This window comes from Alterluteimonas muca (assembly GCF_021191595.1).
Taxonomy (GTDB): Bacteria; Pseudomonadota; Gammaproteobacteria; order Xanthomonadales; family Xanthomonadaceae; genus Luteimonas; species Luteimonas muca.
This window is the reverse complement of the sequence record NZ_JAIWPS010000001.1, coordinates 196,835-219,265: the sequence shown is the minus strand read 5'-3', so window position 1 is coordinate 219,265 and position 22,431 is coordinate 196,835. Positions and strand designations below refer to the sequence as shown.

The window sequence follows — 22,431 nt, the reverse complement described above, 5'->3', positions numbered from 1 at the left end:
GCGCCGCCACCGGCCAGGCGATGCGCGCCGGCAGCGCCGCGGGTCAGCCGCGCTTGCGCAGCTTGGTGAGCTTCTTCAGTGCCATCGAGCGCTTGAGCGGCGACAGGTAGTCGATGAACAGCTTGCCGTCGAGATGGTCGACCTCGTGCTGGATGCAGGTCGCCAGCAGGCCATCGACGCGCATCGTGAACGGCTTGCCGTGGCGGTCGAGCGCCTCGACCTCGATGCCGTCGGCGCGGGTGACCTCGGCATAGATGCCGGGGATCGACAGGCAGCCTTCCTGGTGCGCGCGCAACGCCTCGGAACGGTTGCGGATGACCGGATTGACGAACACCAGCGGCTGCCCGCGTTCTTCGCTGACATCGACGATCATGAAGCGCTCGAGCACGTCGATCTGCGGCGCCGCGAGGCCGATGCCCGGCGCTTCGTACATCGTCTCGAACATGTCGTCGAGCCGCTTCTGGAACGCGGGTTGCGCCAGCAGCGCGGGGTCGACATCCACTGCGCGCTCGCGCAGGTGCGGGTCGGGGTACTCGATGATCGGCAGCAGTGACATGAAAAAGGGGGCCTGGGTCACAACGGGAAAACAGGCTCCACAGTGTAACCGCGGCTCTTGCGTGCGGCCGGGATTTGTAGGCTATAGTGCGGCCGCTGCAAGGGGAAATCTCCAAGGGGAGCAGGTAGATGGCCGGCAAGTTTGAGCGCCTTTCCCGGTCGCTGCGGACGGCGTTTGCCGTTTCGCTGCTGACCGTCGCAACAATTGCTGCTGCGCAGGGGGTGCGCGGTGATCACCCGGATACGTATGTCGTCAAGCGTGGTGACACGCTATGGGACATCGCGGGCCGGTTCCTGCAACGGCCCTGGCTGTGGCCGGAAATCTGGCAGGCGAATCCGCAGATCCAGAATCCGCACCTGATCTATCCGGGTGACGTGATCAGCCTCGCGTACCTGGACCGCGTCGCCGGTGCCACGGTGCAGCCGGGCCCGCGCCTGGATGCCGCGCCGGTCGATGCGCTGCCGCTGTCGGACATCGAGCCCTTCCTGCGCGACCTGCAGGTCGTCGACGAATTCGAGCACCTGCCCTACGTGGTCGGCATGGAAGACGATCGCCTGCGTGCGGTCGACGGCCAGGTCGCCTATGTGCGCGGCCTGCCGCAGGCGCAGCCCGGCGATCGCTATACCGTCGTGCGCCCGACCACGCGCTACACGCATCTCGAGCGTGCCGGCCTGTGCTGCGACCTGTTCCATTCCGAAGACCTCGACTTCCGCGGCCGCCGCACGCTGGACTTCCAGCAGTACTGGACCAACGTGACCTTCCCCGACAAGGGTCAGGAAGTGCTGGGCCACGAGATGGTCCGCGTCGGCGCCGGCACGGTCACCCGTGGCGAGGTCGGCGGCATCCAGGTCAGCACCCTGCTGCTCGACGACGAAGGCCTCGAAGTGCGCACCGGCGACCGCCTGGTGCCGGTCAACCCGCAGCCCTACGACCTGCAGTTCTTCCCGCATGCGCCGCGGGTGCAGACCGAGTACGGCCGCGCCCGCGTGCTCGCCGTGGCCGACATGCTGACTTCGGGCGGTCCGCGCGACGTCATCGCGATCTCGGTCGGCCGCCGCGAGGGCATCGACAACGGCACCGTGTTCTCGCTGTGGCGCGAGGGACAGTCGGCGATCGACCGCGTCGAGAAGGGCCCGGACCGCGATCCGCAGACGGTGTTCGTCGAGAACAAGGTGCGCCTGCCCGACGAGTTCGCCGGCCACGCGATGGTGTTCCGCACCTACGACCGCGTCAGCTACGCGCTGGTCATGGACAGCATCAAGCCGACCCGCGTGGGCTATCACCTCAAGCACCCGGACGCGCCCTACTGAGTGGGACGGCTGCTTGCCGGTACGGACGAACGGCGCCTTCGGGCGCCGTTTGCCGTTAGGGGATCCGACTGACCGGAGACGACCGATGACCGCGCATGCCTCCGCCGACGAGGTGGCGCAAGGGTTGCGTGTACCTGCCGCCGTTGTCGGCCCTCGAGCAGGGCGCCCTGCGGGACCTGGTCCGCCGTTCGCTGGCGTTGCCCCCGCACTGACGCGGGCAAGTCCTACAGCGGGAAATGGACATCCCCGACTGTGACGCGGTGCGGGTCGCCACGACAGTGTGGCGATGCCGACAACCGCCACGCCAACCCAGGACGACCCCGAAGCGCTGACCCGCCTGCTGCTTGCCGGAGGACCGGCGTCCAGCCGACGCCAGCTGCTGCAGGCACACGGCAGCGCCGCCGCGGCGCTGGCCGCTGGAAGCGAGGCCTGGCATGCCGCAGGGCTCGACGCCGGCCAGCGCGCCGCGCTGCGTGGAGGCGACAACAGCCGCGCGCTTGCCACCGCCATGGACTGGCTGGCGCGGCCGGGTCACCACGTGATCGCCTGCACCGACCCCGACTATCCGCCGCTGCTGCGCGATGCGCCCGGTGCGCCGCTGGGCCTGTTCATCGCCGGCGATCCGGCGCTGCTGTGGCATCCGATGGTCGCGGTGGTCGGCAGCCGCAATCCCAGTGCCGCCGGCCGCGAGCACGCGACCGCCTTCAGCCGGGCGTTCGCACGCGCCGGGTTCGGGATCGCCAGCGGCCTGGCGCTGGGCATCGATGCCTGTGCGCACGCGGCCGCGCTCGATGCCGATGCGCCGACCGTCGCGGTGCTGGGCTGCGGACCGGATATCGCCTATCCGGCGGCGAACGCCGCGTTGCTGGCGCGGATCGCCGGGCATGGCGCGGTGGTCAGCGAGTTCCCGCCCGGCACCCGGCCACTGCGCGAGTACTTCCCGGCGCGCAACCGGATCGTCGCCGCGCTGTCACTCGGCACGCTGGTGGTGGAGGCGGCGCTGCGCTCGGGCGCGCTGATCACCGCGCGGCTCGCCGCGGATGCCGGCCGCGAGGTGTTCGCGATTCCCGGGTCGCTGCACAACCCGATGGCCCGCGGCTGCCACCGGCTTATCCGCGAGGGCGCCGCGCTGGTGGAATCCCCCGACGAGGTGATCGCCACCCTGAAGCCGGTGGCCCACGTGCTGGCGCACGCCTTGCACGGACGCCTGCACGGCCCCACATCGTGTGCGGAGCCGCCATCGGCGGCCCCGGGCGTGGATCCTGAACGCGACAACCCCGACTACAACCGGTTGTGGGAAGCCCTCGGGCACGACCCAACGGATATGGATCGGCTGGTGGCGCGTACTGGATTGACGACGGCCGAGGTGTCCTCCATGCTGCTGCTCATGGAGCTCGAAGGTCGCGTTCTGGTCGAGCACGGCCGGTACTCCCGTACATCCGCAACGACGCGTCCGCGGGGCGCAGGCCGGGGGAAATGAAAGAGAGCATTCTCGACGTCCTGCTCTACCTGTTCGAGCACTATTTCACCGACGAAGCCGACCTCCTGCGCGACCGCGAGTCGCTGCAGACCGGTCTGCTGCAGGCCGGTTTCAGCCCGGCCGAGATCAGCAAGGCCTTCGACTGGCTCGACGCCCTGGCCGAACAGCGGCCTGGCCCGGCCACGCCGCGCCCGCACGGGCCGGTGCGCCTGTTCGCCGGTCCCGAGCTCGACAAGCTCGACCAGGAGTGCCGCGGCTTCCTGCTGTTCCTCGAGCAGCACGGCGTGCTGGACGCCCACCAGCGCGAACTGGTGGTCGACCGCGCGATGGCGCTGGACCAGGACGACCTCGACCTCGACGACCTCAAGTGGGTGGTGCTGATGGTGCTGTTCAACCAGCCCGGCAGCGAGGCCGCCTACGCCTGGATGGAAACCCAGATCTTCGCCGACGAGCCCGAGCCGGTGCATTGACCCGGCGCCGGGGCGTGTCGCGCCCCGGCTTCCTGGCGCTGCCGGATGCAGCGCGCGCCCCGCATGGAACGCATGGACCCGAACCCCCGACCCGACCCCGCCTGCTGGCATTACCGCGATGCCCGCGGCCGCGCCTGCGGGCCGTACGACACCGGAGCACTGGCACGCCTGTACCGCTTCGGCCACCTGCGCGCGGATTCCGAGGTGTGGCGCGACGCCGATGCAACGCCGCCGGTCCCGTTGCGCAGCCGCCGCGACGCCTTCCGCCTGCATGCCGACGGGCGCCTGGAAGCGCTGCCCGCAACGCAACCCGATCCCGCGACGACGCGGACAATCACTACGGCCGCGGTCACCCCGGCGCCGACGCCCGGCGACCTGCCTGCCGGCGCCGTTGCACCCGCTCCAGCCAACCCGTCCGACCCGTCCGACCCGTCCGACCCGTCCGACCCGTCCGCCAGCGTGTCGGCCGCTGCGCCGCCGGCGGCCGATCGCCCGCTCGCGGCGGCGGGAACGGGCACCCGCAGGCGGCGACGCACGCGGACCTGGGCCGCGGCCGCCCTGCTGGTGCTGGCATTGACAATGCTGGCGGCACGGCTCGCTTCCTGACCGCGAAGCAGCGACAATCGCGGCCCCGTGGGGTCGGCCGGCTTGACACCAGCCACCCCGCCATGATTCCACTAGAAAAGACGCACGCCCGGGGTCCCTCGCCCCGGGCGTCCCTTTCTGCAAGATCCTGCCGGCCGGCCCGTCCGTTGCCCGCGCACCCGGAACCCCCAAGCCACATGGCCAAGAACCTCCTCATCGTCGAGTCACCCGCCAAGGCCAAGACGATCAACAAGTACCTCGGCAAGGACTTCCAGGTCCTGGCCTCCTACGGCCATGTCCGCGACCTGGTGCCGAAGGAGGGTGCGGTGGATCCTGACGACGGCTTCCGCATGCGCTACGACCTGATCGAGAAAAACGAGAAGCACGTCGACGCCATCGCCAAGGCTGCCAGGGCCGCCGACGGCATCTACCTCGCGACCGACCCGGACCGCGAGGGCGAGGCGATCAGCTGGCACATCGTGGAGATCCTGCGCGAGCGCGGCCTGCTCAAGGACAAGGACCTGCACCGGGTGGTGTTCACCGAGATCACCCCGCGCGCGATCAGGGAAGCGATGCTGAAGCCGCGCGCGATCGCCGGGGACCTCGTCGATGCCCAGCAGGCGCGCCGCGCGCTCGACTACCTGGTCGGTTTCAACCTGTCGCCGGTGCTGTGGCGCAAGGTGCAGCGCGGGCTGTCCGCAGGCCGCGTGCAGTCGCCGGCGCTGCGCATGATCGTCGAGCGCGAGGAGGAGATCGAAGCCTTCATCGCCCGCGAGTACTGGACCATCGAGGCCGCGTGCGCGCATGCCTCGCAGCCGTTCTCGGCCAAGCTGACGAAGCTCGACGGCAGGAAGTTCGAACAGTTCACCGTCACCGATGGCGACACCGCCGAAGAGGCCCGCAGCCGCATCGCGGCCGCTGCACAGGGTGTCCTGCAGGTCACCGACGTCATCAGCAAGGAGCGCAAGCGCCGCCCGGCGCCGCCGTTCACCACCTCCACCCTGCAGCAGGAAGCCTCGCGCAAGCTCGGCTTCACCACCCGCCGCACCATGCAGGTGGCACAGAAGCTCTACGAGGGCGTGGCCATCGGCGAGGAGGGCACCGTCGGGCTCATCACCTATATGCGTACCGACTCGGTGAGCCTGTCGCAGGACGCACTGGGCGAGATCCGCGACGTGATCGCGCGCGACTTCGGCACCGGCGCATTGCCCGACAAGCCGAATTTCTACCAGACCAAGTCCAAGAACGCGCAGGAGGCCCACGAGGCCGTGCGCCCGAGTTCGGCGCTGCGCACTCCGGCCCAGGTCGGTCGACACCTGTCCGATGACGAGCGCCGCCTGTACGAGCTGATCTGGAAGCGCGCGGTCGCCTCGCAGATGGTCCCGGCCACGCTCAACACCGTCTCGGTCGACCTCGCCGCCGGCAACGAGCACAGCTTCCGTGCCAGCGGCACCACCGTGGTCGACCCCGGCTTCCTGGCCGTGTACGAGGAAGGCAAGGACAGCAGGAGCAAGGACGACGAGGACGAAGGGCGCAAGCTGCCGGCGATGAAGCCGGGCGACCGCGTGCCGCTCGACCGTATCCAGGCCGACCAGCATTTCACCCAGCCGCCGCCGCGCTTCACCGAGGCCTCGCTGGTGAAGACGCTCGAGGAGTACGGCATCGGCCGCCCGTCGACCTATGCCTCCATCATCCAGACCCTGCAGTTCCGCAAGTACGTGGAGATGGATGGCCGTGCCTTCCGCCCGAGCGACGTCGGCCGCGCGGTGTCGAAGTTCCTGTCCAGCCACTTCACCCGCTATGTCGACTACGACTTCACCGCCCGGCTCGAGGACGAGCTCGATGCGGTGAGCCGCGGCGAGAAGGACTGGGTGCCGCTGATGGAGACCTTCTGGGGTCCGTTCAAGGAACTGGTGGCGGAGAAGACCGAGTCGGTCGACCGCAACGAGGCCACCGGCGCGCGCGAGCTCGGCACCGACCCCAAGACCGGCAAGCCGGTCAGCGTGCGGCTGGGCCGTTACGGGCCGTACGTGGCGATCGGCAGCACCGCCGAGGACGCCGAGGACAAGCCGAAGTTCGCATCGCTCAAGCCCGGCCAGAGCATGCACACGATCTCGCTCGACGACGCGCTGGAGCTGTTCCTGATGCCGCGCATCCTGGGCGAGAGCAATGGCGAGGAGGTCAGCGTCGGCATCGGCCGGTTCGGCCCGTTCGCCAAACGCGGCAGCGTGTACGCCTCGCTCAAGAAGGAGGACGATCCCTACACCATCGACCTCGCGCGCGCGGTGTTTCTGATCGACGAGAAGGAAGAGATCGCCCGCAACCGCATCATCAAGGAATTCGACGGCAGCGACATCCAGGTGCTCAACGGCCGCTTCGGGCCGTACATCAGCGACGGCAAGCTCAACGGCAAGATCCCCAAGGACCGTGAGCCGGCTTCGCTGACGCTGGAGGAAGTGACGACGCTGCTCGAGGAGACCGGCAAGCCGGCACGCGGGCGCTTCGGCAAGAAGGTCGCGGCGAAGAAGGTGGCGAAGAAGGCCGCGGCCAAGGCGCCGGCCACCGCGGCGAAGAAGACGGCGAAGAAGGCCACCAGGAAGGTGGCGAAGAAGACCACGAAGAAGACCGCGAAGAAGGCTGCCGGCAAGGTCGCGAAAACCACGGCTGCGAAGAAGTCCGCCACGCGCACGGCGGTTGCCACCGTGGCCGCTTCGAACATCGACGACGCACCCTTCTGAGCTACGCCATGACCGCGCAGCCCGCCGCGCTGTCGATCGATGCCGCCGCCGCGCGGTTGCACGCGGGCGCGGTGATCGCCTACCCGACCGAAGCGGTCTGGGGGCTGGGCTGCGATCCGTTCAACGAGGCGGCGGTGCGACGCCTGCTGGCGCTCAAGGCGCGGCCCGTCGACAAGGGCGTGATCCTGGTGGCCGCCGACGTCGGCCAGCTCGATGACCTGGTGGACTGGGACGCGCTGGGTCCGGCGGCACGCGCAACGGTGGTCGCCGGCTGGCCCGGGCCGCACACCTGGATCGTGCCGGCCACCGCGCGGGTGCCGGCGTGGGTGCGTGGTGTGCATCGAGATGTCGCGGTGCGCTGCAGCGCGCATCCGGTGGTTGCCGCACTGTGTCGCGTGTTCGGTGGGCCGCTGGTCTCCACGAGCGCCAATCCCGCCGGTGCGCCGCCACCCCGCACGCTCGGCGCCTTCGATCCGCACCTGCGTGCCGCGCTGGACGCGATCGTCGACGGTGACACCGGCGGCCTCGAGCGCCCGACCCCGATCCGCGATGCGCGCAGTGGCCAGGTGCTGCGCGATTGAGCGTCGGCCGCGAGCTGAATGCCGGCCGCGCGCGTCCATGCCGGTCGATGCCGGCGGGTTTCGCGCGTCGTCGGCCTCACGCATGATGCGGGGCATGGACCGCGACCTGCCCCGGGCCTTTGCCGCCGCCCTGTTCGCACTCGCCATCGCCGCTGTCCCGGTGATTCCGGCGCAGGGCGAGGTGACGCTGTACCGCTGCACCGATGCGCGTGGCGCCGTCACCATGCAGGACGCTCCGTGCGCAGCCGGCATGCACCAGGACGTGCGCACGATGCAGTGCCCGCAGGATCCGCCCCCGGGCAGCCGCACGCCAACGCCCGCGCAGACGCCGCCTGAACCGACGGAGCGGGCCACGCAGGGCGTACAGACCATCGTGATGCGCGCGCCGCAGCCGATGTACGAATGCGTGACCCCCGATGGCGAGCGCTACACCAGCGACAACGGCGACGGCAATCCGCGCTTCGTGCCGCTGTGGACGCTGGGCGCGCCGTATCACCATGGTCATGGCCCCGGGCCGGTCCGGCCGCCGCCGGTACGTGATCGCACGGTGGCCAGTCCGCCGCGCGGCGGGCTCAGCACCGCGCCGGTCAACAACATCAGCATTCCCTCGGCGCGCAACGTTCCGCAGCCGCCGCCACCACCGCGGCGTCCGCCCCCACGCCACGGGCATGATCGCGGGCACGGCTACGGTTACGGCGGCGGTGGTACCTGGATCCGCGACAGCTGCACCGCATTGCCGGCGGCCGAGGTCTGTTCCCGACTGCGCGACCGCCGCGAGACCATCCGCCGGCGGACGTTCAATGCACAGGAAAGCGAGCGCCGCACGTTGCGCACCGAGGAACGCACGCTCAACGCACGGCTCGCCGAGGATTGCGGGCTTTGAGCGGCGGATCCGGTGGGCTGATCCTGATTGGCGCGCTTTGATGGGGGGCTTTGATGGGGGGCTTGATGGACGTATCCCGATGACCGGCAACCTGCACGCCGCAGGCCTGTTCGGCCTGCTGGCGATCACGGCACTGGCCCCCGCCGGCGTCGTCGCCGGCAACGTGGTCTATCGCTGTACCGCCACCGATGGCACCGTGACCCTGCAGAATGCCGAGGCCTGCCCCGCAGGCCAGCGCCAGCAGGTCATCGAGGTCGACGTGGCGCCGCCGCTGCCGGCATTCGTGCCGGCACAGCCACCCCCGGGGCTGCGCGTGCTGCCGGTCACCGCGGTCGCGCCCTCGGCCGACGAAGGGACCGGGGCCGTCGCCACGGCGGAACCCGTGCCGCCACCGCCGCTGTACCAGTGCACGCGCTGGGACAACGAGCGCTACCTCACCGGCGACGCGGTGCCCGCCACGCGCTGCCGGCCGCTGAACACCGTCGGCATCGGCGGGCTGCCGACGCTGGGCGCCGGGCAGGCCTGCGAGCAGGTCGAGGACAGCTGCACCGCGGTGCCGGAGGAGAACCTCTGCCGCGCCTGGAAAAGCCGCGTCGACGAGGCCGAATTCCGCTTCAAGGTGACGCCGGCGCAGTCGCCCACCGCGCGTGAACGCCAGCAGGAATATGCGGCGCTGGCCGCGACCTACGCGGCGTCCACCTGCGTCCGCTGATCGGCAGCCCGCTCAGAAGCCGTAACGCAGGAAGCCGCCGTCGATGGCGATGCACTCGCCGGTGATGTAGGCCGAGGCCGGCAGGCACAGGAACGCCACCGCCGCGGCCACCTCCTCCGGCTCGCCGATGCGGCCCAGCGGTGTGCGTGCGAGCACCTCGTCGAGATAGTCGGGATCGGCCAGTGCCGTCGAGGTGCGCCGCGTGCGGATGTACCAGGGCGCCACCGCATTGACGCGGATGCCGTCCTCGGCCCACTCCACCGCGAGGTTGCGCGTCATCTGGTGCAGCGCCGCCTTGCTCATGCCGTACGGTGCGCCGGTGCGCACATGGGCGATGCCCGACACGCTGCCGACATTGACGATGCGCGCGCCCGGGTGCTGCGCCAGCATGGGATGTGCGTAGCGCGACATCTCGAAGGCACTGAACAGGTTGATCTCGAAGATCTCCCGCCACTCCTCCTCGGCGTACTCGGTGGCCGCGCGCACCAGGTTGCCGCCGGCGTTGTTGACCAGGATGTCGAGGCCTTCGCCCTGGTCCTCGACCCAGTCGAGGATCTCGCGCCGCTGCTCTTCATCGGCGACGTCGCCGATCATCGCGCGCAGCTGCGCGGTCGGGAATTCTTCCAGCAGTTCGTCGCGCGCGGCATCCAGCGCATCGCCGTCGCGGGCCACGATCATCACCTCGGCGCCGAAGCCCAGCAGTTCGCGCGCGATCGCGCGCCCGATGCCGGCGCTGCCGCCGGTCACCAGCGCGCGTTGGCCGTCGAGCCGCCAGCGATGGGGGTCCATGGGTGCTCCCGCGAATGACGGCACGTAGGATAAGCCAAGCCCGCAGCCCGACCGAGGTCCGACATGGCGACACCCCCCTCCATCGCATCCCTTGCCCGCCGCGGCGCGTTCGCCTGCGCCGCCCTGCTGGCACTCGCCGGTTGCCGCGCGCCCGAGCACGAACCGCCGGGCACGCCACCCGAGCCACAGGCCACCCAGCTGCGCGACGCCATTCAGGACCCGCTCGACAAGGCGCAGGCCGTCGAGGGGGCCGTGCGCGAGGCGGATGAGCGCCGGCGCGAAGCGACGCAGCTTCCATGACCCGACGCGTGCTCTGTTTCGGCGAACTGCTGCTGCGCCTGGGCGCTCCCGGCCGCGAACTGCTGCTGCAGTCGCCGCTGCTGCAGGTGCAGATCGGTGGTGCCGAAGCCAACGTGGCGGTGTCGCTGGCGCGCTTCGGCCACCACGCGGCGATGGTCGGCACGGTGGCCGGCAACGCGCTGGGCGATGCCGCGCTCGCCGCCCTGCGCGGCCACGGCGTGGATGTCGGCCGTGTGCGGCGCGATCCGGGGGCGCGCATGGGCCTGTACTTCCTGGCCACCGGTGCCGGGCTGCGACCCAGCGAGGTGGTCTACGACCGCGCCGATTCCGCGTTCGCGCGCGCCGGCAGCGACGCCTACGACTGGCCCGCGCTGGTGGCGGAGTTCGATTGCCTGCACGTCTCCGGCATCACCCCGGCGCTCGGCCAGCGCTGCGCGGATGCCACGGTCACGGCAATGCGCAGCGCGCGCGCCGCCGGGCTGGAGGTTTCGTTCGACGGCAACTTCCGCCCCAAGCTGTGGGCGGCCTGGCAGGCGGATCCGGCCACGGTGCTGCGCGCGGTGCTTGCCGAGGCCACCATCGCGTTCGCCGACCATCGCGACATCGAGTGGTCCTGGGGCCCGATGCGGACGCGCACGCCGATACCCACGAGGCACGCATCCTCGCCGCTGCCGCGCGCGCGTTCGCGGCATTCCCGCAGCTGCGTCGCATCGCCACCACGCTGCGCGGGCAGAACAGCGTCGACGCGCACAGCCTCGGCGCACTGCTGGTCACCCGCGAAGGCAACGTGCACCGTGTCGCCCCGCAGGCCGTGGAGGGCATCGTCGACCGCATCGGCGCCGGCGATGCCTTCGCCGCCGGCGTGCTGCATGGGCTGCTCGGCGGCATGGCCGATGGCGACGCGCTGGCCTTCGGCCATGCCGCGGCCTGCCTGAAGCACACCGTGCCCGGCGACTTCAACCTGGTCGACGCCGCCACCGTGGGCGCGCTGCTGCGCCACGAGCGGCTGGACGTGCGCCGCTAGCTCGACGCCATGCCCCGCCCGTCACCGGGCGGCGGCGTCCATCGCCCGGCTCAGAACGTCGGGCAGAAGCAGTAGGTCATCGCGCGCACCGGGCCGGCCACCGGGCGGTCCATCGCCACTTCGAACGCGGCGAGGTGTCGCTCCATCTCCGGCAGCGCGCGCACCGCCATCCGCTGCGCGAACGCGCTGTCGCCGAACAGCGCCGCCAGCGCGCCCGAGCGGCCCATGCCGGCCAGGAACTGCGCGAACGGGCTCAGCGGCTGTTCGATGTAGCGCACGCGGAAGCCGTCGTCGGCCAGTTCCGCGCGCCGCGCGGCATCGGCGATCGCATCGCGCAGGCCGCCGAGCTCGTCGACCAGGCCGCGGTCGCGCGCCTGCGCACCGCTCCACACGCGTCCGCGGGCCACCGCGTCGATCTCCTCCGGCGCGCGGCCACGGCCCTGCGCGACCTTGCCGACGAAGTTGCGGTAGATGTGCTCGACGCTTGCCTGGATCACGCGGCCGACGTCGGCTTCCATCGGGCGGGTGAGATCGAACGCGCCGGCATAGCGCGTCGTGCCCACGCCATCGGAATGCACGCCGAAGCGGTCGAGGGTGCGGGTGAAGTTGGGCACCATCCCGAATACGCCGATCGAGCCGGTGATCGTCGACGGATCGGCATAGATGCGGTCGGAGTTCATGCTGATCCAGTAGCCGCCCGACGCGGCCACGTAGCCCATCGACACCACCACCGGCTTGCCGGCCTCCTTGAGCAGCTCGACCTCGCGGTTGATCTGTTCCGACGCGTATGCCGAGCCGCCGGGCGAGTTGACCCGCAGCACCACCGCGCGCACGTCGTCGTCCTCGCGGGCTTCGCGCAGCAGTGCCGCGGTGGAGACGCCACCGACGCTGCCCCGGCCACGCTCGCCGTCGACGATCATGCCTTCGGCCACCACCACCGCCACCTGCGGCTGGCGCGCCAGCCCGCTGCCCGCGCCGTTGTCGACATGCGCGAGGTAGCCGTCGAGGTCGATGCTGCGCACGCCATGCTCGGCATCGGCATCCGCCACGCCACGTTCGGCCAGCAGCGCCTCCACCTGCTGTTCGGTCATCAGCCCGTCGACCAGGCCACCCTGCAGCGCGTACTGCGCCATGTCGCCGCCGACCGCGGTGATGCCGTCGGCCATGCCGTCGATGTCGGCCTGGATGCGCGCGACGTCCAGCCCGCGCGCCTGCGCGATGTCGGCGAGGTAGCGCTGCCAGATGTCGTTGAGCCAGTAGAAGTCGGCCTGCTTGGCCTCCTCGGACGCGGCGTCGAGGATGTAGGGCTCGACCGCAGACTTGAACTCGCCGACCTTGAACACGTGCACGTCGACGTCGAGCTTCTCGCGCAGCGCCTCGCCGAAGTACAGGCCGTAGCTGGCCAGGCCCTCGAGCACCACGCCCGACCCCATTGGGTCGACATAGACCTCGTCGGCCTGCGCGGCCAGCAGGTAGCTGGTCTGCGGCATGCCCTGCCCGTAGGCGATCACCTGCTTGCCGGCCTCGCGCAGCGCGCGCAGGCCGGCCGCAACTTCGCGCATCGTCGCCATGCCCGAAGGCAGCAGGCCGTCCACGCGCAGGTACACGCGCTCGATGCGGTCGTCCTTCGCGGCGGCGTCCATCGCGCGCAGCAGGTCGCGCAGCTGCACCTCGCCGGGGCTGTCCTGACCCATTGCGCGCGACAGCACCCGCGAGGTGGGATCCGACGAGTACTGCTCGACGATGCGGCCTTCCGGCGCGATCACCAGTGTGGTGCGCTCCAGCAGCGGCGCGGCGGCTTCGCGGCTGGCGAGGATGGCGACGAACAGCACCACCAGCAGCAGGAACAGCAGGTTCAGCACCAGCCGTCGGCTGAAGTTCACGGCGTCCCAGATTCCCACCAGGACGCGGGCGATCGGGCCGCGGCGGCGCGCTTCGTTCATTGGATCAACTCCGGAAAAAGGATATGCATCGGATGCTGCGGACAGCTTAGCGGGACGCGGTGAACGGTTTCATGCGCCGGAAGTCGGGGTGGCGACGGGTGCGGCGGGCAGTGCGTCGGCAGACGGCAGCCGCGACAGCGACCACGCGAAGCGCGCCGCCATCAGCACCGAGGCCACCACCAGCCCGGCGATCAGCCCGGTCCACATGCCGCGCGGCCCCCAGCCCAGGCCGAGCCCCAGCCCGGCGCCCAGGCTCATGCCCACGCCCCAGTAGGCGAACGCCGCCAGGAACATCGGCACCCGGGTGTCCTTGAGCCCGCGCAGCGCGCCGGCGGCGAGCACCTGCAGGCCATCGGGGAACTGGAACAGCGCCGCATACAGCAGCAGCGATGCCGCAAGCGCGGCGACTGCGGCATCGGTGGTGTACAGGCCGACCACCAGCGTGTTGCCGGTCAACAGCAGCAGCGCGGTCAGGCTCTGCGTCGCCAGCACCAGCACCAGGCCGGCCAGCGCGGCGCGGCGCACGCCCTCGCGCGCGCCGCCACGGCCCAGCGCATGGCCCACGCGCACGGTGGTCGCCTCGGCCAGGCCGAACGGGATCATGAAGCACAGCGCGGAGACGTTGATCGCGATCTGGTGCGCGGCCGCCGGCAATTCGCCGAGGCGGCCGATCAGCAGCGCGGTGACCACGAACAGGCCGCCCTCCATCGCCACGGTGACGCCGATCGGCAGGCCCACCTTCAGCAGGGCGCGGATCTCCGGCCAGCGCGGTGGGTCGAAGCGCGCGAACAGCCCGAGGTCGGCAAAACGCTTCGCGCGCGACAGGTAGAGGGCGAAGCCCAGCGCCTGCGCCCACAGCATCGCCGACGAGGCGTAGCCGAGCCCGGCGGCACCCAGTTCCGGCACCCCGAACAGGCCGAAGGTCATCACCGTGCCCAGCGGCAGCAGCACCAGCAGCCCGCCGAAGCCGAACAGCATCGTCGGCAGCGTCCAGTGCAGGCCGTCGCTGAGATAGCGCATGCAGTAGTACGCGGTCAGCGCCGGCACCCCCCAGCGGATGCCATGCAGGAACGCGCTTGCACCCGGCACCAGGCTGGCATCGATGCCCATCGGCGCCAGTGCATGCACCGACAGGGTCATGAACGCGAACAGCAGCAGGCCCAGCGCCGTCGCCAGCCACAGCGACTGCCGGAACAGCGGGCCGATCTCGGCGCGGCGGCCGGCGCCCTGGAGTTGGGAGACCGACGGCGGTAGCGCCATCAGCGTGCCCATCGGGATCATGATCGGCAGCCAGAACATCGCCGTGCCCACCGACACCGCGGCCAGCGTGGCGGTGCCGTGGCGGCCGGCGATCACGCTGTCGACGAGGCCGATCAGGCCGGTGGCCACGTGGCCTGCGACCAGCGGCGCGGCCAGCACGGCTGTGGTGCGCACTTCGCTGCGGAAGGGCGCCCGGGGGGAAGGGGAAGGCATGGACGGCTCGGACCACGGCTGCGGCCGCGCCGGAAAGGCGCTGGCACCGGGTCGCGGCGGGCCGGTATCTTAACCGCCCACCGCGACATCGCGCCGCGGCACCGGGGACCACACGATGGGCACCGCGGCCGCGACCGGGCACCACCGGTCCACCTGCGAGAACTGCGGCACCTGGCTGCAGGGCGGCTATTGCCACCTGTGCGGGCAGTCGGCGCACAACCCCACCCGCCACTTCGGCCATGCGGTGGAGGAGATCTTCGAGTCGTTCTGGCACCTCGATGGCCGGGTGTTCCGCACCCTGCGCGACCTGTTCGTGCCCGGGCGCGTGGCCAATGCCTACCTCGCCGGCCACCGGGTGCGCTACATCGCGCCGCTGCGGCTGTTCGTGGTGCTCACGGCGCTGACCTTCTTCACCGCCAGGCTGGTGATGACCCCGGTCATCAGCGTCGATACCGACCCGCTGCCGCAGGACGCGGCCACCCTCGCCGAGGCCGCCGGGCCATCGGCGCCGCCGGCAGCCGCGCCGCCGCGGGTGGCGCCCGCGGGGCTGGAGGAATCGTTCGCCGCGCTCGGGTCGGTGGCCGCGGTGGAGCGCGAGCGCGCCCACCTGCTGCGCGACCTCGCACGCGACGATGCCCCGCGTGCACTGGGCTTCGTGTTCGCCGAGGCACAGCGCCGGATCGACGCCGCCGCCGATGCCCGCATCCTCGAACTCGGCGGCGAACCGGCTCCGCGCGCGACGCCGTCACCGGAGCCCGCAGATGGATCCGACGCGGTGGCGGCCCGTCCCGCGGCAACGGCGGCGGATCCCGCCGGTGTCGATTCCGACGCCGCGGAGACCGTCTCCACCGGCAACGCCTTCGTCGACCGCACGATGCGCAACTGGGAGCGGCTGGCCGACGATCCGCGTGCCATCACCGCGTTCCTGTTCGGCGCCGCCCCGGCCACCCTGTTCGTCCTGGTGCCGCTGTTCGCGGTGCTGCTGCGGATCGCCTACTTCTTCACCCGCAGGCCGTATCTGGAGCATGTGGTGATCGCGCTCTACAGCCATGCCTGGCTGATGCTGGCGCTGCTGCTGGTGTTCTGCGCCAGCGCACTGGGCGACTGGGCCGCGGCGCGGGTGCCCGTCATCGGCACCGTACTGTCGGCGCTGGTCATCGCGCTGATCTGCTCGATGCCGCTGTACCTGCTGTGGATGCAGCGCCGCGTGTACCGCCAGGCCTGGTGGCTGACGGTGCTCAAGTACCTGGCGATCGGCTACGTCTACGCGATGCTGTTCGGTACCGTCGCGGTGGGCGTGATCGGCTTCTCGCTGTTCACGATGTAGCCGCGGGCCACTAGTTCGGCGAGGCCTGCACGCGCAGCCAGTCGGCGCGCGCGGCCTCCGGCATCGACAGCAGCCTGCGGCGCAGCGCGTCGCGTTCCTCCGGCGGGGTGCGCTGCGCGATCATCGCCAGGTCGGCGCGTGCGGAGTCGTCGAGGCTGCGCAGCATCGCCAGCAACGCCAGCCGCTGGTCGTCCGGCACCAGTGCGAACAGGCCGTGCAGCTGCGGCCAGTCGGCACCGAGCACCGGCCCCAGGCGCCAGCCATCGCGCTCGAAGGCATCCAGCGCCGCATAGCGCTCCCCCAGCGCACGGCGCTGGGTTTCCGGCATCCGTGCATAGACGGCGGCGGTGGCGCGCAGGCGGGCGCGGTCGGCTTCCGGCAGCGCCTGCCAGGTCTCCCATGCGGCACGCCGCGCCTGCTTGACCGCGGGGTCCAGCGCATCCCACTCCACCGCGCGCTGGCGCAGCGCCTGCTGGCGGTCGGCGGGCATCTGCCGCCACTGCCGGACCTGCTGCTGCACGCGGGCCCGTTCGGCCGGCGGCAGCGCGTCCAGCTGCTTCAGCAGTTGCGGAGGCAGCGCCCGGGCCGGCAACGCCAGCAGGGCGGCGGCCAGCAGCAGCACGGCGCTACGGCGCATCGGCCGCCTCCGTTGCGCCCGCGTCCAGTGCGCGTTCGTCGGTGTCGCCGGCATCCTCGTCGCGCTGCGGGCGGGCGATATCCGGTTCCACGCCACCGCGTTCCAGCTCCACCGTCAGCCAGGCCATGAAGGCAGGATCGCGGGCCACGCCCTCGCCCTCGTCGCTGGCCAGCAGCTCGAAATCGGGATGGATCAGCAGCGCGACGTCGCCGTCGAGCCCCGGCCCACGCGCGCCATCGCCCGGCAGCGCGTCGAGGCGGATGCCGTGTGGCTCGGCGTCGAGGTCCACGCCGCCGGCGGCGTCGGTGAAGGTCATCGCAAATGCCGCCAGGGTGGCCAGCGCCACCGCGATCAGCGCCGGCCACAGCCAGCGCGCGCGCGGGCCGGCCGGGCGCACGACGCGTGGCGGCGGTTCCCGGCGCGGGGTGTAGATGCGCCCGCGCAGGGCGGCGTCGCGCAGCCGGGCCAGCTCCGCCAGGCGCTCCGGCGGGGTGTCGCGCAGCGCCAGCTGCACGGTATCGGCCAGCACCCGGAAACGGGTCTCGTCCGGGGTGCCGTCCGGCAGTCGCGGCAGGGCGCGGCGCAGGGCCAGCCGGTAGGTCTCGCGCGACACCCCGAGGACCCCGGCGGCGTCGCCCTCGGACACATTGGCCACCAGCCGCAGCAGCAGCGCCGCGCGCGGACCGGTGCCGATCTCGCCCAGCACGCCGAAATCGCCGTCCCAGTGCTCGCGGCGCGGTGGTTCGCGCAGCTGTGGCGCGGCCAGCAGCAGCGACCAGAAGCGGCGCGGCCAGTCGCCGAACGGGGTGCGCGCGGCGGTATCGCGGAACCCCACCATGGCGGTGGTCAGCGCGGCGTCGCCGGCCTCGGCGCTGCCCACCTGCAACTGCGCGAACAGCGCGGCCCGTCGCTCGACGCCGCGCAGGAACGCACTCAGCGCGGTGGAGGCGTTGGGGCCGTCGCTCACGGTCGGCGCTGCTCTGGGGGGCGCGATTGCATCGCCACATGATAGCCAGCCGGTGCGTTGCATCGCGACTTGACAACAGCGCGAACGCGCGGCGGTGGCGTCGCCGCGCCACGGATGTTGCCCACAGGCCCCGGATGCCGCCGTACACACAGGCTGCACAACGCTGAAGTCGCGGTGTTCAGCCATGTTTCACGGATAAGTCGCTGTTTTTGCTGAAAAAACAGCTTTTGGCTAATTTTTCACCAACCTTGCCTGCGGCCGATGGCAGTGCCCCTTCCGCGCCTTCACGGACAGCTGATGCACAGGTTTATCCACAGGCGGTGTGGATAACGCCGAAACCCGTTGTGTGACCGCGGTTTACCTCGACCTCGTGCCCGTGGGCGCAGCTTTGGCCCGCAAGTCCGGGTCCGCCGCGGCGGCCGCCGCGTACACTGCCCGGCCGATGACTGCAGCCGACGGCACCCCCGACGCCCCCTGCCTGAGCGTGGCGCTCCCGGTGCCGCTGCCGCGGCTGTTCGACTACCTCCCGCCCCCGGGCACGGCCCTCCCGGCGCAGCCGGTCGGCTGCCGGGTGCGGGTGCCGTTCGGCCCGCGCGAACTGGTCGGCGTGGTGGCCGCGGTCGGGCGCCCGGAACACGGCGCCGACGGCCTGCGCGACGCGCTGGCGTGGCTGGACGACGCGCCGCTGCTGGCCGGCGAACTGCTGGAGTCGCTGCGCTGGCTCAGCCGCTATCTGCATGCGCCGCTGGGCGAGGTGCTGGCGACCGCGCTGCCAGCGACGTTGCGGCGCGGCGAGCCGCTGCCCGACACCCGCACCTGGGGCTGGACGCTCACCACCGCCGGCAGCGCCGCGCTGGCCGCCATGCGCGACGGCAGGCCGCGCGTGCTGGCCATGCTGCTGGACGGCGTGGTCGTCGACGAGGCCGCGCTGGACGACCGCCTGCCCGGCTGGCGCGCCGCGGCCCGCACCCTCGCCGCCCGCGGCCATGCCGGGCGGGTCGGCACCGCCGGCCGCCCGGGCCCGACCCCGATTGCCGGCCCTCCACCGAATCCGGCGCAGCAGGCGGCCATCGACGCCATCCGTGCCGCCCGCGGCTTCCATGCGTTCCTGCTCGACGGCGTGACCGGCAGCGGCAAGACCGAGGTCTACCTGCAGGCGATCGCGCACGCACTCGCGCAGGGCCGGCAGGCGCTGGCGCTGGTGCCCGAGATCGGGCTGACCCCGCAGACGCTGGCGCGCTTCCGCGAGCGCCTCGGGGTGCCGGTGCACGCGCTGCATTCCGGTCTCAACGACACCGAGCGCGCCCAGGTGTGGGCGGCCGCGGCACGCGGCGAGGCGCGGGTGATCGTCGGCACCCGTTCGGCGGTGTTCGTGCCGCTGCCGGAGCCGGGGCTGATCGTGGTCGACGAGGAACACGACGGCAGCTACAAGCAGCAGGACGGCATCCGCTACCACGCCCGGGACTTCGCGCTGGTGCGGGCGCGGGCGCTCGGCGTGCCGGTGGTGCTGGGCAGCGCGACGCCATCGCTGGAGACCCTGCACAACGCCCGCAGCGGCCGCTATACGGCGCTGCGCCTGCCGCAGCGTGCCGGCGTCGCGCGCCCGCCGCCGGTGCGCGTGCTCGACGTGCGCAAGCGGCCGCTGCAGGCGGGGCTGTCGGGCGAGGTGCTGGAGGCGATCGGCGCCACCCTGGCGGCCGGGGGCCAGGTGCTGGTGTTCCGCAACCGCCGCGGCTATGCGCCGGTGCTGCTGTGCCACGACTGCGGCTGGAGTGCGCAGTGCACGCGCTGCAGCATCCCGGAACAGGGCCGGCCGATGACCGTGCACGCCGGGGGCCGCCGCCTGCAGTGCCACCACTGCGGTCATCGCCAACCATCGCCGATGGCCTGCCCGGCCTGCGCCAGCCTCGGCCTGCAGCCGCAGGGCGTGGGCACGGAGCGCCTCGAGGAGCACCTGGTGCAGGCGTTTCCGGGGGCGCCGGTGGTGCGCATCGACCGCGGCAGCACGCGGCGGCGCGACGGCATCGAACGCGCGCTTGCAACGTTCGGCGCGCGTGCCGGCATCCTGATCGGCACGCAGATGCTGGCCAAGGGCCACGACCTTGCCGGGCTGGCGCTGGTTGCGGTGGTCGGCATCGACGAGGGGCTGTTCTCCGCCGATTTCCGCGCACCGGAAAAGCTCGCACAGCTGCTGATCCAGGTCGCAGGGCGCGCCGGCCGCGGCGCGCGCAGTGGCGAGGTGCTGCTGCAGACCCACCACCCCGGCCATCCGCTGCTGGCCACCCTGCTGCAGGGCGGCTACGCGGCCTTCGCCGAGGCGGAGCTGCTGCAGCGCGAGGTCGCCGGCTTCCCGCCATTCGCGCATCTGGCGCTGCTGCGTGCCGAGGCCGCCCACGTCGAGTTGCCGCGCGAATTCCTGCGCGAGGCCGCCAGCCTGATGGCGGCCATCGACACCCAGCGCACGGTCGAACTGCAGGGCCCGCTGCCGGCACCGATGCCGCGACGCGCGGGCTTCCACCGTGCGCAGCTGGTGCTGTCATGCCCCGGCCGCCGCCCGCTGCACGCGCTGCTCGACCGCGCGATGCCGGAACTGCACGCATTGCCGGCGGCACGCCGGGTGCGCTGGTCGCTCGACGTCGACCCGGTGGACCTGTACTGACGCGACCGCGCTACGTGGCGCCGCCACCGCCGCCCCTGCGCGAGCGCCGCGCCGGCGTCTTCGGCAGCTCGCGCAGTTCCACCGCCTGCCCGGTGCGGCGCACCTCGAACAGTCCCGTCGCCTCGATCAGGTCGCTGAGCTTGCGGTAGCCGTAGTTGCGCGAGTCGAACGAGCCCTGGTTGGCGACGTGGCTGCCGACCGCACCGAGATGCGTCCAGCCGGATTCGTCGGCGCTGGCCTGCACCGCGCTGCGCAGCAGCTGGATGAGCGTGGCATCGCCACGCAGCTGCGCGGCGGTCCTGGGCCGGGCGGCGCCGCTGTCGCCGTTGTCGAGCACGCCGAGCTTCTCGAGGTACAGGAACGTCGAACACGCCTTGACGAAGGGTTCCGGCGTCTTCTCCTCGCCGAAGCCGAACACCCGCAGGTTGTCGTGGCGCAGGCGCATCACCAGCGGGGTGAAGTCGGCATCGCTGGACACGATCGCCACGCCGTCGAGCGTGCGTCCGTACAGCAGGTCCATGGCGTCGATGACCATCGCCATGTCGGAAGCGTTCTTGCCGCTGGTGTAGGCGAACTGCTGGATCGGCCGGATCGCATGCGCATGCAGCGCGGCTTCCCAGCCCTTGAGGTGCGGGCTCTTCCAGTTGCCGTAGGCGCGGCGCACATTGGCCACGCCGTGGCGCGCGAGTTCGGTGAGGATCGGCTCGATCTTCGAGGCGGGCGCGTTGTCGGCGTCGATCAGCAATGCCAGCCGCAGTTCGGCGTCGGCCATCGGGATGCTCCAGCAGGGGTTGGCCGCAGTCTACGTGCACCGGCGGCCGCGGCAGCGGCAGGCATGGCCGGGGCGCGCGTGCGCGCTGCCGACGCCCACGTTGCATCACGCGTGGCCGATCGGTGCCGGCGGCATCGTCGATCGCGTAGAGTCGTGCGTCCACACCCCTGCATCGCAGGCGCGCGGCAGCAACCGTTCGCACACGCCCCAACGAGACCCATGCGCATCGGAATCGTCGTCGACGCAGCCTGCGACCTGCCTCCGGAGTGGCTGGACGCGGCGGGCATCGTGCTGCTGCCGGCCACGGTGCACATCGGCGGTACCAGCGTCGTGGACCTGCGCGACCCGCAGGCCACGCTTGCATTCATCCGTACGCATGGCAGGCGTGGCCACAGTGCGCAGACCGCCGCCTTCCCCGCCGACCGCATCCGCTCGCTGTTCCTGGATCGGCTGGTGATCGATTACGACCACGTGTTCTGCCTGACCGTCGCGCGCAGCCGCAGCCGGATCCACGACAACGCAAGGCACGCCAGCTACGCCGTCCTCAACGAGTACCGGCAGCCGCGCACCGCCGCCGGGCATGCGACGCCCTTCGCGCTGCAGGTGCTGGATTCGCAGCAGGTGTTCGCAGGCCAGGGCATCCTGCCTGTGGAAGCGGTACGCCTGCGCGATGCCAAGGCGAGCGCGCTGGAGATCCACTCACGGCTGGAGTTCCTTGCCGGCCGCAGCTACAGCTACATGGTGCCGCGCGACCTCGGCTACCTGCGCGAGCGCACCCGCCGTCGCGGCGATCGCAGCGTCAGCCTGCTCGCCGCCACGCTCGGGGCCGCGCTCGACATCCGGCCGATCCTGCACTGCCACCAGGGCGAGACCGGGCCGGTGGACAGGGTGCGCGGCTTCGAACCCGCGGCGCGCAGGCTGTTCGACTTCACCTGCGAGCGTGTGCACGAAGGCCTGCTGACGCCCACGCTGTGCCTGAGCTACGGCGGCGAGCTCGACGCGATGCGGGCATTGCCGGGCTACGACCGCCTGATCGCCAGCTGCCGCGAACATGGCATCGAGGTCTTCGAGACGGTGATGAGCCTGACCGGGCTGGTCAACGTCGGCCCGGGCGCGCTCACGATCGGCATCGCGGCGCCACCGCACGCGTTCACCTGAGCGTACGGACGGCACCCTCACGCGGCCCGCTGCTACGCTCGACCGCATCTTCAGCAATCCGGCGCAT

The 22,431-nt window shown here is 71.6% G+C and carries 19 protein-coding genes and 1 pseudogene; 13 read left to right on the top strand and 7 right to left on the bottom strand.

Annotated elements, in window-relative coordinates; all coding sequences use genetic code 11:
• Positions 1–43: 43 nt before the first annotated feature.
• A complete protein-coding gene (gene def / locus LDO11_RS01025) occupies positions 44–556 on the bottom strand; it encodes a peptide deformylase (protein ID WP_129134881.1) in 513 nt (170 codons plus the stop codon).
• A 128-nt stretch (positions 557–684) separates the two neighbouring features.
• Here def and LDO11_RS01020 point away from each other — a divergent pair, with 128 nt between their 5' ends.
• From LDO11_RS01020 to LDO11_RS00985, 8 genes are all read left to right on the top strand, one after another.
• A complete protein-coding gene (locus LDO11_RS01020) occupies positions 685–1,866 on the top strand; it encodes a LysM peptidoglycan-binding domain-containing protein (RefSeq protein WP_232139861.1) in 1,182 nt (393 codons plus the stop codon).
• A 286-nt stretch (positions 1,867–2,152) separates the two neighbouring features.
• Positions 2,153–3,346: a DNA-processing protein DprA gene (dprA, locus tag LDO11_RS01015; protein ID WP_232139859.1), complete on the top strand. Its 1,194-nt coding sequence runs from the start codon at positions 2,153–2,155 to the stop codon at positions 3,344–3,346.
• Positions 3,343–3,816: a DUF494 family protein gene (locus LDO11_RS01010; RefSeq protein WP_129134878.1), complete on the top strand. Its 474-nt coding sequence runs from the start codon at positions 3,343–3,345 to the stop codon at positions 3,814–3,816. Before dprA ends, LDO11_RS01010 begins: the two co-directional genes overlap by 4 nt.
• Positions 3,817–3,888: 72 nt before the next feature.
• Entirely contained in the window at positions 3,889–4,422 is a 534-nt protein-coding gene (locus tag LDO11_RS01005) for a DUF4339 domain-containing protein (protein ID WP_232139857.1), read from the top strand.
• A 176-nt stretch (positions 4,423–4,598) separates the two neighbouring features.
• The gene (locus tag LDO11_RS01000; RefSeq protein ID WP_232139856.1) at positions 4,599–7,139 is read left to right on the top strand and encodes a DNA topoisomerase I; all 2,541 of its coding nucleotides are present in this window, start codon (positions 4,599–4,601) and stop codon (positions 7,137–7,139) included.
• Positions 7,140–7,147: 8 nt separating this feature from the next.
• A complete protein-coding gene (gene tsaC, locus LDO11_RS00995) occupies positions 7,148–7,720 on the top strand; it encodes an L-threonylcarbamoyladenylate synthase type 1 TsaC (RefSeq protein WP_232139855.1) in 573 nt (190 codons plus the stop codon).
• A 94-nt stretch (positions 7,721–7,814) separates the two neighbouring features.
• Complete coding sequence (locus LDO11_RS00990) at positions 7,815–8,603, top strand: hypothetical protein (protein WP_232139854.1); 789 nt, start codon at positions 7,815–7,817, stop codon at positions 8,601–8,603.
• A 79-nt stretch (positions 8,604–8,682) separates the two neighbouring features.
• Positions 8,683–9,315: a hypothetical protein gene (locus tag LDO11_RS00985; protein WP_232139853.1), complete on the top strand. Its 633-nt coding sequence runs from the start codon at positions 8,683–8,685 to the stop codon at positions 9,313–9,315.
• A gap of 12 nt (positions 9,316–9,327) precedes the next feature.
• Here the strand turns inward: LDO11_RS00985 and LDO11_RS00980 are convergent, their stop codons facing one another.
• Positions 9,328–10,104 carry an SDR family oxidoreductase gene (locus tag LDO11_RS00980; protein ID WP_129134871.1) on the bottom strand — a complete coding sequence of 259 codons (777 nt, stop codon included), beginning with the start codon at positions 10,102–10,104 and terminating at the stop codon, positions 9,328–9,330.
• Positions 10,105–10,167: 63 nt separating this feature from the next.
• Between LDO11_RS00980 and LDO11_RS00975 the strand changes: the two genes are divergently transcribed.
• Both LDO11_RS00975 and LDO11_RS00970 read left to right on the top strand, forming a co-directional pair.
• Positions 10,168–10,404 carry a hypothetical protein gene (locus LDO11_RS00975; protein ID WP_129134870.1) on the top strand — a complete coding sequence of 79 codons (237 nt, stop codon included), beginning with the start codon at positions 10,168–10,170 and terminating at the stop codon, positions 10,402–10,404.
• Positions 10,401–11,428 (top strand): annotated as a pseudogene (locus tag LDO11_RS00970) (sugar kinase). The gene LDO11_RS00975 and the pseudogene LDO11_RS00970 overlap by 4 nt, the downstream one beginning before the upstream one ends.
• A gap of 50 nt (positions 11,429–11,478) precedes the next feature.
• Here the strand turns inward: LDO11_RS00970 and sppA are convergent.
• Entirely contained in the window at positions 11,479–13,371 is a 1,893-nt protein-coding gene (sppA, locus tag LDO11_RS00965; protein WP_232139852.1) for a signal peptide peptidase SppA, read from the bottom strand.
• Positions 13,372–13,440: 69 nt separating this feature from the next.
• Entirely contained in the window at positions 13,441–14,844 is a 1,404-nt protein-coding gene (locus LDO11_RS00960) for an MATE family efflux transporter (RefSeq protein WP_232139851.1), read from the bottom strand.
• Between the two features lie 115 nt (positions 14,845–14,959).
• Between LDO11_RS00960 and LDO11_RS00955 the strand changes: the two genes are divergently transcribed.
• Positions 14,960–16,171, top strand: a complete 1,212-nt coding sequence (locus tag LDO11_RS00955) for a DUF3667 domain-containing protein (protein ID WP_232139849.1) — start codon at positions 14,960–14,962, stop codon at positions 16,169–16,171.
• Positions 16,172–16,181: 10 nt separating this feature from the next.
• On the opposite strand, the gene LDO11_RS00950 is transcribed toward LDO11_RS00955, so the two are convergent.
• Entirely contained in the window at positions 16,182–16,808 is a 627-nt protein-coding gene (locus LDO11_RS00950) for a DUF3106 domain-containing protein (protein WP_232139847.1), read from the bottom strand.
• On the bottom strand, positions 16,798–17,775 hold the full coding sequence (locus tag LDO11_RS00945; protein ID WP_232139846.1) for a hypothetical protein: 978 nt from the start codon (positions 17,773–17,775) through the stop codon (positions 16,798–16,800). The genes LDO11_RS00950 and LDO11_RS00945 overlap by 11 nt, the downstream gene beginning before the upstream one ends.
• Positions 17,776–18,217: 442 nt before the next feature.
• Here LDO11_RS00945 and LDO11_RS00940 point away from each other — a divergent pair, with 442 nt between their 5' ends.
• A complete protein-coding gene (locus LDO11_RS00940; RefSeq protein ID WP_232139845.1) occupies positions 18,218–20,434 on the top strand; it encodes a primosomal protein N' in 2,217 nt (738 codons plus the stop codon).
• Between the two features lie 10 nt (positions 20,435–20,444).
• Here the strand turns inward: LDO11_RS00940 and LDO11_RS00935 are convergent, their stop codons facing one another.
• Positions 20,445–21,206: an NYN domain-containing protein gene (locus tag LDO11_RS00935; protein ID WP_232139844.1), complete on the bottom strand. Its 762-nt coding sequence runs from the start codon at positions 21,204–21,206 to the stop codon at positions 20,445–20,447.
• Positions 21,207–21,425: 219 nt separating this feature from the next.
• On the opposite strand from LDO11_RS00935, the gene LDO11_RS00930 reads away from it, so the two are divergent.
• On the top strand, positions 21,426–22,364 hold the full coding sequence (locus tag LDO11_RS00930; RefSeq protein ID WP_232139843.1) for a DegV family protein: 939 nt from the start codon (positions 21,426–21,428) through the stop codon (positions 22,362–22,364).
• Positions 22,365–22,431 lie beyond the last annotated feature (67 nt).